The 12,834-nt window shown below is 60.5% G+C and carries 7 protein-coding genes; 5 read left to right on the top strand and 2 right to left on the bottom strand.

The genetic code is table 11. From position 1 onward, the window contains the following. Positions 1-95: 95 nt before the first annotated feature. Positions 96-401 carry a 4a-hydroxytetrahydrobiopterin dehydratase gene (locus ACIREA_RS02670; RefSeq protein WP_397380277.1) on the top strand — a complete coding sequence of 102 codons (306 nt, stop codon included), beginning with the start codon at positions 96-98 and terminating at the stop codon, positions 399-401. 7 nt (positions 402-408) lie between these two features. Here the strand turns inward: ACIREA_RS02670 and ACIREA_RS02665 are convergent, their stop codons facing one another. Then, positions 409-2,913, bottom strand: a complete 2,505-nt coding sequence (locus ACIREA_RS02665) for an Amuc_1098 family type IV pilus outer membrane protein (protein ID WP_397380307.1) — start codon at positions 2,911-2,913, stop codon at positions 409-411. A 211-nt stretch (positions 2,914-3,124) separates the two neighbouring features. On the opposite strand from ACIREA_RS02665, the gene ACIREA_RS02660 reads away from it, so the two are divergent. From ACIREA_RS02660 to ACIREA_RS02645, 4 genes are all read left to right on the top strand, one after another. Then, a complete protein-coding gene (locus tag ACIREA_RS02660; RefSeq protein WP_397380275.1) occupies positions 3,125-4,108 on the top strand; it encodes a malate dehydrogenase in 984 nt (327 codons plus the stop codon). Between the two features lie 93 nt (positions 4,109-4,201). Continuing rightward, positions 4,202-5,614, top strand: a complete 1,413-nt coding sequence (locus tag ACIREA_RS02655) for a DUF1501 domain-containing protein (RefSeq protein ID WP_397380274.1) — start codon at positions 4,202-4,204, stop codon at positions 5,612-5,614. A gap of 60 nt (positions 5,615-5,674) precedes the next feature. Next, the gene (locus ACIREA_RS02650; protein WP_397380272.1) at positions 5,675-8,746 is read left to right on the top strand and encodes a DUF1553 domain-containing protein; all 3,072 of its coding nucleotides are present in this window, start codon (positions 5,675-5,677) and stop codon (positions 8,744-8,746) included. Next, complete coding sequence (locus ACIREA_RS02645; RefSeq protein ID WP_397380270.1) at positions 8,743-10,149, top strand: DUF1501 domain-containing protein; 1,407 nt, start codon at positions 8,743-8,745, stop codon at positions 10,147-10,149. The genes ACIREA_RS02650 and ACIREA_RS02645 overlap by 4 nt, the downstream gene beginning before the upstream one ends. Before the next feature lie 3 nt (positions 10,150-10,152). Here the strand turns inward: ACIREA_RS02645 and ACIREA_RS02640 are convergent. Further along, positions 10,153-12,834, bottom strand: a 2,682-nt coding sequence (locus ACIREA_RS02640) for a c-type cytochrome (RefSeq protein WP_397380268.1), incomplete at its 5' end; no start/stop codon positions are given.

Genomic DNA, 12,834 nt, shown 5'->3' with positions numbered 1-12,834 from the left:
TTGGCTTGGCGGGGGGGGGTGTATTTAGTCCAATGACACGAAGAAAGCAATTCCGATGCTTGATGCCATTGAGCTGCCGCCGGATGCTGGCGCCCATGAAACCGGAGCTTTTGAGCGAATCCGCCATCCAGCAGCAGGTGACCGCCCTCCCCGGCTGGCAGGTGGAAGGCATGGAACTGGTGAAAGAGTTCCGTTTTACGAGCTACCTTGCCGGTATCGAATTCGTCCGGCGAGTCGCGGTTTTGGCCGAAGCGATGAATCACCACCCAGACCTGTTTGTCGGCTGGCGCAAAGTCACCGTGCGTCTGAGCACCCACAGCGCGGGGGGATTGACCCGGCTGGACTTCGCACTGGCCGGTCAGATCACAGCGCTCGAAGCCGCCCCGTCGAACATCACCTGAAACAGACTCACTGCGCCACGGCGGCAGTGTCGCGATTGACCCTGCGGCCGGAAGGATCCACCACTTCCACGGTGACGAAGATGATGACGTTCTTCGTGTCTGTCTGCTTGGTGTTGCTCTTGAAGAACCTTCCCACAAAAGGAAGATCCCCCAGAATGGGAACCTTGTCTTCCACCATGGTGCGGTTCTCAATTTTGACCCCGCCCAGCACCACCGTTGCGCCATCGTACACTTTGACCGCCGTTGTCACTTTCTGCACTTTGAAGACCGGCTGCAGGATTTTGTTGGGGGTGATCAACGCATCAGATGAGCTTAGAGGAACGTAGCCGGTGCCACCATTTGCTAATGTGATGGACTGAACGCTGAGGCTTGCGGGCGCATAAATCGGCGAGCCGTAATTCACAAAGCCCTCGAAAACGGTCATTTCTGGCGCGATCGTGAGCTCCACGGTGCGGCCATCTTCTGAAATCACAGGCTCCACCTCAACCAGCACGCCCGTTTTTCTCATTTCAAAGGCCGTGGGCGTTGTCGGCGTGGCGATCATCTGCTGAGAACCTCCTGTTTGAATACTCCCACCACCTTGTGGCAGTCTTGGCGGATCAAACTCCGTTGGGTAAATGAATTCCTGCGTCACCTCCGCGATCGCTTTGAGCCCACTCTTGGTCGTCACACTGGGGGAGGCATTGACATCAACTCCCTTTTTCTGTGAGAGTGCCCGCAGCACTGTTTGAAACTGAGTATTGGTAAACACTCCAGCAACTGACAGAACACCAGGTGCCACGTTCTTTGTGGCAGTGGTAGAACCAGTCTGGAGCAGGTTGTCAATGGAATTACCAGTCGCCGCATAGTCGCCCGATCGGAGACCCGAGGTGATGGACCCGCCGCCATAGGGGAAAGGTGCATTGGTGCCTGAAGGCACCGGGCCGGCAAAGGCTCCAGCAACAGGAAGCGCAGGAAACACCTCACTACCACCCACCGTGAGAGCAGGGACGACGTAGGGTGTGTTGAATGCGTAGTTGCTTGCACTGGTGGGGGTTCCATTTCCAGAACTGCCACCGCCAACGAAAATGTTGTTACTGATTCCGGTAGCGCCCATGAGCCAGTCAAAACCCAGCTCTTCAAGGTTCTTCTGGTTCACTTCCAGCATTCGCACATGAATCACGGCCATCTTCGGCGTGGCCTTCGTCGACTGCTCAACGATCATTTCTACAGTCTCCATGTTGGCGATCGTGTTGCGAACGGTCAGCGTGTTGTTCGCTGCGCTGTAGTTGGCGCTCGTTCCGTCCGGGAAAGTCACTCCGCGCGCTTCAAGAAACTCCTTGGCCCCCAGACGGCGGATGATCAGCCCCCCGCCTCCGCCTGCCGGAGCCTGCGCAGCAAAAGGATCCGCAGGCGGAGCGGCACCCGCGTCAGCCCCTGGAGAGTTCTGAATAAAATCAGGCGGCACCCGGAAGGAACGCGTGACGATCGCATTGTTGCGCTCGCTGATGGATACAAAGATCACCGCATGCTCATCCACCTTGTAGGCGACTCCGCACATCTCGCTCACATAGCGCAGCAGCTCCTCCATGGGCACATTGAGGAGATTCAGGCTTACCTGCTTGTCGCTTGCCTCAGGTGGCACACTGACGACAAAACTGATCCCCTTGCCTTCGGGATCCAAGTCGCGACTGCGAACTCGCAGCAGTTCCACCACCTCGACCAGCGTGGCCCCGTCAAACTCCACCTTGGGAAAAATAATGGTGCGCAGTTTTTGTGTGATTTTGTCACTTCCACTCAGTTGGTTCACCAGCGAAGCCGCACCAGCCCCAAACAGTGAACTGCGGTCCAGGTCGGTCAGCGGCACCGGGTCTTCCCATGACCGGGTGACCTCGCCCAGCATTTTGGCACGATGCTGGTCAAAAGCGCTCTTATAATACTTCTGCTTTTCCCGCTCGACGTTTTCCATGCCACGTCGTGCGGCACTGTTGGTGGGATCAATCCTCAAAACGTCCTGAAAAGTAGCGATGGCCTTGTCCAGATCACCGATCTGGAGGAACGAATTGGCCTTGATCAGCAGCGTCTGCACCGCCCCCACATTGTCCACGTGCTTGGCGGTCAGCGAGGGCGGAAAGCGGTCAGGATCAGCGAGGCGCTTCTTGAGAGAAAGCACACGCTCGTCTTTCGGTGCCACATCGGGGGCCAGCAGTTGATCCAGCACTTTGCCCGCAGCGGCAAGATCACCTTTGGCCGCGAATTCCTGGGCCATCAGGCAGCCTGCCACCACGTAGCCATCGCGTGCGGCCTGTCGTGACTCCTGGGCGAGAGGAATATTTGGCAGCGCCTTGTAGGTTTCCTGAAACAAGGTCAGAGCTTCAGCCGCCTTTTGCTGATCGATCAGCTGGTACCCACGCTCGATTTCAGAATTCAGCGTGTTTATTTGAGTGGCTCGGCGGCGAGCTTCGGCCTGGGCCATGGCCGAAACTGACTGCGCACTGGCAGTCATGACCGCATTTCCACCCAGAATGATCATCAGGCACGCAGCAGCGCCGCGAACGATCAGGCGGCTTGGCAACACGGATTCAGGATGTTTCGGGAAAGGCTGCAGGAGCATCAAAGTTAGGGAAAATCGAATTTATAACAGGACTCCGTCTTTCGCCCAAGCATTTTCTGCCATGAATCTCAGCCCGCAGTTGCCCTCCCGCCGCATCTTGCTCTGATGACTCCCCCATCCCCAATCATTTATGGCCAAAGCACCCATCAAAGTCGCAGTCACCGGCGCCGCCGGTCAAATCGGTTACGCCCTTCTTTTCCGCATCGCCTCCGGTGCCATGTTTGGCCCGGATCAGCCGGTGATCCTCCAGCTCATCGAAGCCCCCTTTGAAAAGCCTCTGGCCGCCCTTGCCGGTGTGGCCATGGAGCTCGACGACTGCGCCTTCCCGCTGCTCAAGGGCATTGTGCAGACCTCCGACCCAGCCGTGGGCTTCAAAGACGCCAACTGGATCTTGCTCGTGGGTGCCAAGCCCCGTGGCCCAGGCATGGAGCGCGCCGATCTGCTCAAGGACAACGGCAAAATCTTCATCGAGCAGGGTAAAATCATCGACGCCGTGGCCGCTGATGACGCCCGCGTGGCCGTCGTTGGCAATCCGGCCAACACGAACTGCATGATCGCCGCCTCCCAGGCCAAGCGCCTCACGCCGGACCGTTTCACCGCCATGGTGCGTCTGGATCAAAACCGTGCCCAGACCCAGCTTGCCCAAAAAGCCGGAGTGGACCTCACCGAAGTGAAGGACATCTTCATCTACGGCAATCACAGCCCCACGATGTTCCCGTCCTTCGCCCACGCCACCATCGGAGGCAAAGCCGCCGCCGACGTCATCAATGACAAGGCCTGGCTGGAAGGTCCCTTCTTGGAAACCGTGGGCAAGCGTGGCGCTGCGATCATCGCCGCCCGTGGTGCTTCCTCCGCTGCCTCCGCCGCGAACGCCCTCGTCGATCACGTCCGCTCCCTCGTCACCCCAGGTGCAATCCATTCCATCGCGGTGAAGAGCAACGGCCTTTACGGCTTCGATCCTGAAGTCTGGGCTGGCATGCCTGTGCGCACCACCACCCCGGGCAGCTACGAAGTCATCACCAGCTACGAAATGGACGACTTCGCCAAATCCAAGATCGCCGCCACCAATAAGGAACTCACCGATGAGCGCTCCTTTGTGGCCGAGATGCTGTAATTCAGCCACCTCAAGCTTGAAGCGGCACCTTCGCGGGTGCCGCTTTTTTGTGCCTGTGTGAAGAATCACCCTCCCTGCCGACGTTAAGGCAGCATGTTCTCATCCCGCCGCGACTTCCTCCAGACCACAGGCTGTGGCTTCGGCTACCTCGCGTGGCAGGCCATGGCGCAGAGTCAGGCAGCGCTGGCCAATCCGATGGCGCTCAGAAAGCCGCACCATCAGCCGAAGGCAAAGCGCGTCATCTTCCTCTTCATGCAGGGTGGCGTCAGCCACGTGGACTCGTACGACTACAAGCCGCGCCTTTTTAAAGACGACGGCAAGATCATCGACGTGGCGGATTCCCGTGCCATCGCCAAGACGGGCAAAGGCGCGCTGCAGCGGGTGATGAAACCGCTGTGGGATTTCAAGCAGCACGGCGAAACCGGCCGCTGGGCCTCCAATCTCTTTCCGAACATCAACCAGCATGTGGATGACCTGTGCTTTCTGCATGGCATGCACACGGAGGGCGTCGCGCACGGTCCGGCCACGCTGTTCATGCACACCGGCACCACCAGCAACATCCGCCCGAGCATGGGATCCTGGGTGATGTACGGCCTCGGCGCTGAAAACGAAAACCTGCCCGGCTTCATGACGATCAGCCCAAGCCTCGGCAACGGCGGCCCGCGCAATTACGGCAACGCCTTCCTGCCCGCTGTCTTTCAGGGTACGCCCGTCGGGCGCAGCGGCATGCCTGCCAGGGAGTCCACCATCAAGAACATCACCAATGCCATTTGGACGCCCGAGCAGCAGCGCAAGCAGTACGGACTGCTCAGTACGCTGAATGCCGAACAGGCCGCCCATGCCATGCCCGGTGACACGGACATTGATGCGGTCATTCGCAGCTACGAGCTCGCCTGGCGCATGCAAAACAAAGCACCCGGCGCCATGGACATCAGCGATGAGTCGGAAGCCACGCTGAAGCTCTACGGCATCAACGAAAAAACGACCGACAACTTCGGCCGCCAGTGCCTCATGGCCCGCCGCATGGCCGAGCAGGGCGTGCGCTACATCCAGGTCAATTACGGCGACAACTCGAACAACCCCGCCTGGGATCAGCACTCCAACCTGCCCAAGCACGGCGACCACGCCGCTGCCGTGGACAAACCCATTGCCGGCCTTCTTGCCGATCTCAAACAACGTGGCCTGCTCGAAGACACCATCGTCTGGTGGGGCGGCGAATTTGGCCGCACGCCGTATGCTGAGAAAAACGGCACCGGGCGCGACCACAACCCGCTCGGCTTCACCGTCTGGGTGGCGGGCGGCGGCTTTAAATCCGGCTTCGCCCACGGCGTCACTGACGACATCGGCCACATGGCCGTGGAAGACAAAGTCCACATGCACGACCTCCATGCCACCATCCTTCATCAGTTGGGCCTCGACCATGAAAAGCTCACCTTCCGCCACGCTGGCCGCGACTTCCGCCTCACGGACGTCCATGGACACGTGGTGAAAGAAGTGATCGCCTGAGCCATTGGCACTGATAAAACGCTGGCCGAGGCCCGTGTAACTAGCATGTGCTTTCGCCACATGCGTTCTGCTTTCCTCATCATGCTGCTCTGCGGCATGAGCGTGGCCAGCGCGGCAGAAACGAAGCTGGGCTTCAACCGGGACATCCGCCCGATCCTGTCCAACAAGTGCTTCCGCTGCCACGGCTTTGATGAAAAAAGCCGCAAAGGTGACCTGCGCCTAGATAAGCGCGAAGATGCCGTTGCCTCCCGTGATGGAAAGTCGGCGATCGTTCCCGGCAAGCCGCAGGAGAGTGCTCTGCTGCAGCGCATCACCACAACCGACAGCAATGATGTCATGCCGCCGCCGGATTCCAAGCTCTCGCTGACGGCGGCGGAAAAGGAAACGTTGCAGCGCTGGATCGCGGAAGGAGCCGAATATGAAGCGCACTGGTCTTTGATCCCACCGGCAAGTGCTGCACTGCCGGAGGTCAAACAAGCGAACTGGCCGTGCAATGAAATCGACCACTTCGTTCTCGCACGGCTGGAGAAGGAAGGCATGACGCCAAGCCCGGAGGCCTCTCGCGAAACTCTGCTACGACGGGTCAGCTTTGATCTCACCGGACTGCCGCCCACGCTGCAGGCGATGGATGCAGATCCAAGTGCGGAAGCCTACGAGCGCGCCGTGGATCGCCTGCTGGCATCCAAACACTTCGGCGAACGCATGGCGGTGGAGTGGCTGGACGCCGCGCGCTATGCGGATACGAACGGCTACTTTGGCGACAAGACGCGCAGCCTGTGGCCATGGCGTGATTGGGTGATCGACGCCTACAACCGCAACCTGCCGTTTGATCAGTTCACCATCGATCAACTGGCTGGAGATCTACTTCCAAATGCCTCCACCGCACAGCGCATCGCCACCGGTTTCAACCGCAACCACATGGCCAACAATGAGAGCGGCATCATTGATGAGGAATACCGGGTGGAATACGTGGCGGATCGTCTGGAAACCACGGGCACCACCTGGCTGGGGCTCACCATTGGCTGTGCCCGCTGCCATGACCATAAGTACGATCCCATCACGCAGCGTGAGTTTTACCAACTCTTTGCCTTCTTCAACAACGTGCCCGAGTCCGGGTTGATCAAAGCTGACAACCCGCCACCTGTGCTCAGCGTGCCGTCGGCACAGCAAGAGCAGGAACTCAAGCGCCTCACCGCAGACACGCAGCAGGCGGAGCGGGAGTTTCAGCCCTTCACGGCGGCTTTGCGGCAGCAGATCACCGATTGGGAAAAAACAGCGGCGACGTCACTGACTCCATCGCCCACCGCTCAACTCGCCGCGCACTTCTCTTTCGATGGCCTGATCGATGCCAAGCACTTCGGCACCAGCGATGTGTTTCAAGACGGCATCCTCGGGCAATCGGCCAAGTATGATGCAACTCAGCATGCGGAGTGGACGGGAGCTTTCGACACCGATGCAGCATGGACCGTCGGTCTATGGCTCACGGCAGACACATCGCTGAGCGGGGTCTTTTCCAAGATCGAGCCCGAAGGCAGACGCCGGGGCTTTGAGGTGATCTGGCAGAAGGGCCGCTTTCAGATCAATCTAGTCAGCAAGTGGGGCACGGATGCCATCGAGCTCGTCACGCAGGAACCTGCCTCCTCCAAAAAGTGGCATCATCTGGTAGTCAGCCATGACGGCACCCGCCGCGCTGAGGGCGTGCGCGTCTTCATCGACGGCCAGCCTGCGGCGACGAAAACCATGAATGATACGCTGAAAGGCCCCACAGCCTGCAGCGAGCCGCTGCGCATTGGCAGGCGAGATGCGAACCTCGGATTCTACGGGCAGCTCGACGAACTGCGCCTGCTGCAACGCCCCGTGACTGCGCAAGAGGCCGAGTCATGGTTTTGGAGCGAGCGCCTGCGCGGAATCGCAGCCAAACCTGCGCCCAAGCGCAATGCCGCAGATGTGACGCTGCTGCAGGACTGGTTTGTGGAGCATCACGCCAGCCCGCAAACGCTCGCTGCCCACAAGCGAGTGCACGAGTCCAAAGCCGCCGAAGCCCGCCTGCGCGAAAGCATCCCCACCACTCTGGTGATGCAGGAGATGCCCAGCCCGCGCAAAACGCATCTGCTCACACGCGGTCAGTATGATCACACTGCGGAGGAGGTGGTGCCCGGTGTTCCTGCGTCGTTGTCCAAGTGGCCGAACGACGCACCGCCCAACCGCCTGGGCTTTGCCAAGTGGCTCGTCTCGAAGGAGAATCCGCTGACGGCCCGTGTCGCTGTCAATCGTCTCTGGATGCAATGCTTTGGCGAAGGACTCGTGCGCACGGTCAACGATTTCGGATCTCAAGGCGAGGCCCCCAGCCACCCTGAACTACTCGACTGGCTGGCGGTGCGCTTCATGCAGAGCGGCTGGGATGTGAAGGCAATGCTCAAGCTGATGGTGATGAGTGCCACGTATCGGCAAAGCTCGCAGTATTCCGCGCGTGATCCCTCCAACCGTTTGCTGGCACGCGGCCCCTCCTTCCGCCTGAGCGCCGAGATGGTGCGGGATCAGGCGCTGGCTGTGTCCGGATTGCTGGTGCCGAAGATCGGCGGACCGAGCGTGAAGCCCTACCAGCCACCCGGATTGTGGGAAGCTGTCTCCTACAATGGCGAAGAAACCTATGTGCCCGACACGGACGCGGGACTGTGGCGGCGCAGTCTCTACACCTTTTGGAAACGGCAGTCGCCGCCCCCTGCCCTGCTCACCTTTGACAGCCCCACACGTGAAAAGTGCGCGGTACGCCGTGCGCGCACCAACACGCCGCTGCAATCGCTCGTGCTGCTCAATGACGAGACCTACATCGAGGCAGCACGCGTCCTTGCCGCGTGGGCGCAATCATTGAAGGGCTCCGAGGCCGAGAGACTTGCGCTCGCTTTCCGTCGTGTCACCTCCCGCACACCGGAGGCCGAGGAACTCCGGCTGCTAAGCGGCCTGCTGAGCAGGCAGCGCGCCCATTTTGCCGCCGACCGCGAGGCCGCAGCGAAGCTCATCGCGGCTGGGGCATCCGCCCACGGCAAAGATCTCAATCCCGTCGAACTGGCTGCATGGACTCTCACGCTGCACGCGTTGCTCAACCTCGACGAAACCATCACCCGCCGATGAATCCCGCTTTGACTCGCCGTCAGTTTTTTGGTCGAGCCTCTGCGGGCATCGGCACCGCAGCGCTGGCCTCGCTGCTGGGCGAGGGGCAGTCCTTCGCCTCACCGCATTTTGCTCCGAAGGCCAAGCGTGTGATCTACCTCTTCATGCATGGCGGGCCATCGCAGCTCGATCTGTTTGATCACAAGCCCGGCTTGAAAAAAATGCACGGCCAGGAGTTTCCAGCGTCCGTGCTGGGAGATCAGCGCCTCACCGGCATGACCAGCGGGCAGAAGAGCAAGCCGATCACTTCCTCGCTCTTCAACTTTCAGCAGCACGGCCAGTCGGGCGCGTGGATGAGCGAGCTGCTGCCCAATCTGGGCCGTATGGCGGATGAGATGTGCATCATTCGCTCCATGAACACAGAGGCGATCAATCATGATCCCGGTGTCACGCTGCTGCAAACGGGACATCAGCAGCCGGGACGCCCCAGCTTTGGTGCCTGGGCCAGCTATGGACTCGGCAGTGAGAATGCGAGCCTGCCCGCTTTCGTGGTACTCATTTCACGCGGCAGTGCTGCACGCCCGGCGGACCCACTGTATGCGCGACTGTGGGGCTCCGGCTTCCTGCCTTCAAATCATCAGGGCGTGAGCTTCCGCAGCAGCGGTGATCCCGTTTTGTATCTCTCCAATCCACCGGGCATCAGCGCGGCCTCGCGGCGTGATGAGCTGGATGTCATCCAGGCGCTGAACCGCAGGCAGCTCGCGCAGCAGCTGGATCCTGAGATCGAAACGCGCATCACGCAGTATGAAATGGCGTACCGCATGCAGACCAGCGTGCCGGATTTGATCAGCCTGAAGGACGAGAGCGCGGCCACCTTCGAATCCTATGGCCCGCAGTCACGCGTGCCAGGAAGCTTTGCCGCGAACTGCCTTCTCGCGCGCCGCATGGCGGAGAGCGGCGTGCGCTTCATCCAGCTCTACCATCGCGGCTGGGACCAGCACTACAATCTGCCCAGCGATCTGCGCCTGCAATGCGGCGACATCGACCAGCCTTGCGCCGCACTGATCAGCGATCTGAAACAGCGCGGCCTGCTTGATGATACGCTCATCGTCTGGGGTGGCGAATTTGGCCGCACCACTTACTCGCAAGGCAAGCTGGAACCCACCAATCACGGGCGCGATCACCATGGCCGCTGCTTCACCATGTGGCTGGCGGGTGGTGGTGTGAAGCCCGGCCTGCAGTTCGGCGAGACGGATGACTTCTGCTTCAACGTCGCCCGTGATCCCATGCATGTGCATGATCTCAATGCGACGCTGCTGCACCTGCTGGGCATCGATCACGAGCGCCTCACCTACCGCGCCGAAGGCCGCGACTTCCGCCTCACCGACGTGCATGGGCACGTGGTGAGGGCGGTGATGGCGTGAAGCTCACTTCTTGGCCAGCGACTCCAGGTAATCGAGCAGGCTGGCGAATTCATGGACAGTGAAGTTCGTCATCAACCCGGGCGGCATGATAGAAATGGGCAGCTTCTGGCGGCTCTTGATGTTCTTCACGGCAAAGGTGAATTCCTGAGAGGCGACGTTGCGCAGCTTCACGTTGTCAGCGGACTCCAGGGTGATGAAGCCCATCTGTTGTGTGCCATCGTTCATCGTGATGACCTCGCTGGCGAAGCCCTGCGCGATGGTCTTGTTGGGATCGAGGATGTTCTGGGCGAGATCGAGGCGCTTGTAGGTCTGCGCGATGTTGCCGAGGTAGGGGCCCTTCTGCGCTTCGGATTCCTTCGTCGTGTGGCAGGCGATGCAGGTGGCCTTGGTGAAGACCATCTCGCCGGTCGTGACATCGCCTTTCATCGCGATGACCTTGGCGAGCACTTCCTCTGGCTTCAGCGAGCTGACCAGCGGTGTCGTGTCCTTCTCCAGACTTAGGCGCATCGTCTTCGCCGCGTTCTCCGCAGCTTTTTTCACGGCCGGGTCCGAATCATTGAGCGCTGCAACCACCTTGGCCGCCGAAGGCGTGTGTTTGATCAGGCCAATTGCATCCACGATCTGCTTCCGCCGCTTCGCATCCGCCCAGCCGGCATCCAGCGCCTTCTGCGATAGCTGAATGGACTCCGGGCTGCCGGTTTTGCGGTTGGCGAGGTTCAGCAGCGCCGCATCCGCGTAAAGCGATGCCGAACCACTCAACTTCTCCGCTGTCTGCTCCACGAGCTGATGATGGTTTTCCAGCTTCGGCGCATTGAAAAAGGCGTTTGTGGCCGCATCGAAGTCTTTGCCGGAATCCGGGAGCTTCTTCAGCGTGTCCAACGCCGCGAGCGTGGCGGAGGCACCTTCAGCGCTGTCGGTTTTGGCAAGCGCAATGATGGCTTGGGAGAGAGTCGTCGAAGTGATGGGGCCACTCTTGCCCGCATCGGCAACAAGCCCCAGCAGCAGCGGCACTGCTTCCGCGGGAATCTCCTCGGCTCCCGCGAGCTGTGCGGCAAGTTCTGGCAGCACCTTCGGGTCCTGCTTCGCCAGGGCGAGAATACGCTGCTGTGCTTCGTTGAACTGGATGCGGTTGCGATTGAGCTCCTTCACCAAAAACGCCGCTTCTTCGGGCGAGGCCTTCACCAGCGCTTCTTTCAAGGCAACAGCAATCCTTGGCGTCTCGCTCCATGCCTCCGGCTGGTAATAAGGCCCGCGTGTGTCCGGACGTGTGCCCCAGGAGTCGCCCTTCCATTCACCTTCATGGAAGTGGAGGCGGCACAGGGCGGCGAGGATGCCCTGGCGCAATGAGGAGTCGGTGGCTTTGGTGAGGCGCTCGATGAGGCCGGTGACAACTTCGGGCTGATGCATCATGGCCAGAGCACGCAGAATACCGGCAGGATTGCCCTTCGAGCTGTCCAGTGCACGCATGGCCTGCTGCTTGAGCTGGCGCGCAGCGGTAGCACGAATCGCCGTATGTGAGATGACCGGATCAGCATGGGAAGTGGCGGCGACAACCTCATCGTCGGAGGCTTTTTCTTTGAGTGAGGCGACCAGATTGCGGTCTGCGTTCCGGAGCGTTGCATACTGAGCCAAATAGCTGCCAGCCTGCTTGTTCCCTCGGCGCATCAATTCACGCTGTGCCTCGATGCGACGGCGATAGCTCTGTGGCGTGGTGAGATCGAGATACTTCACCAATTCCGCATCCTTTGCCTTCGCGAAATCCGGCAGCGGCTCCGCTTTGAAACCCTTCGGCTTCACCTGCACGATGTAGCCCACATCGGGGCCTTCCCAGTTGAACGTCGCGCCTTTCCAACTGGCGCAATAGACGCGGCTGTTGCCATCGACGTCGGCGTCGGTGGGGCGGGTCATTTGGATGAAGGGCTGGGGCTTTTCGGTTTCCTCGAAGGTCGCGCCTTTGGGTTTCACCTGATGGTGCCAGAGGGCGGCGGTGCCCCAGTCGCAGGTGAAGGGGGCGTTGTTCCATTTGCCGAAGCCGGGTTCGTCGATGTAAACGGCACCGCAGCCGCTGCCGCCGCCGTAGTCGGCGAGGGGCTGGATGCACTCGTCGTTGAAGTTTTTGTAGAGGCGCGGGTAGCCGTGATCGTCGAGGCCGGTGAAGTGGTGGAAGCGCACGTTCCAGCCGCCGCCGTCGTTGGTGTTATCTCGGGCAAACATGTCCATCAGCGGGCTGATGGCGACTTCGAGGATGTTGCGCGTGCCGGTGCTGTAGATTTCCAAACCGGTGCCGTCAGGGCGCACGCGGATGACGCCGCCACCGCGATGCTGCAGGTGCTTGCCGTCCGTGCCTTCGGCATCCATGAAACCGAAGTCGCCACCGGCGATGTAAAGCCAGCCGTCGATGCCGAGGCTGAGACCGTTGGTGGTGTGGTCGGCGGGACGGTCCTTGTAGCCAAAGGCGATGTTCTTCACCAGCACCTTCTCCTCATCGGCCACGCCATCGCCGTCCTTGTCGATGTAGGCGCTGAGGTGCGGCGGATGCACGAGGTAGAGGCGGTCTTTGTCCCAGACGAGGCCGCGCGGGGCGTCCACGTCTTTGACGAATTCCTTCACTTCATCGGCACGGCCATCGCCATCATGATCCTTCAGGCGCAGGATGCGGCCACGGTGCGGATTGCGGCCCAGCGA

Source organism: Prosthecobacter sp. (genome assembly GCF_044373815.1).
Classification (GTDB): Bacteria; Verrucomicrobiota; Verrucomicrobiia; order Verrucomicrobiales; family Verrucomicrobiaceae; genus Prosthecobacter.
The sequence above is the reverse complement of the archived record's forward strand: the minus strand, read 5'-3'. Positions and strand labels throughout refer to the sequence as shown.

What these genes read in the sequence shown, in the direction of transcription:
- ACIREA_RS02645 (WP_397380270.1), top strand. Translation starts at nt 8,743, where the DNA reads ATGAATCCCGCTTTGACTCGCCGTCAGTTTTTTGGTCGAGCCTCTGCG.
- ACIREA_RS02665 (WP_397380307.1), bottom strand. Translation starts at nt 2,913, where the DNA reads ATGATCATTCTGGGTGGAAATGCGGTCATGACTGCCAGTGCGCAGTCA.
- ACIREA_RS02670 (WP_397380277.1), top strand. Translation starts at nt 96, where the DNA reads ATGAAACCGGAGCTTTTGAGCGAATCCGCCATCCAGCAGCAGGTGACC.
- ACIREA_RS02655 (WP_397380274.1), top strand. Translation starts at nt 4,202, where the DNA reads ATGTTCTCATCCCGCCGCGACTTCCTCCAGACCACAGGCTGTGGCTTC.
- ACIREA_RS02650 (WP_397380272.1), top strand. Translation starts at nt 5,675, where the DNA reads ATGCGTTCTGCTTTCCTCATCATGCTGCTCTGCGGCATGAGCGTGGCC.
- ACIREA_RS02660 (WP_397380275.1), top strand. Translation starts at nt 3,125, where the DNA reads ATGGCCAAAGCACCCATCAAAGTCGCAGTCACCGGCGCCGCCGGTCAA.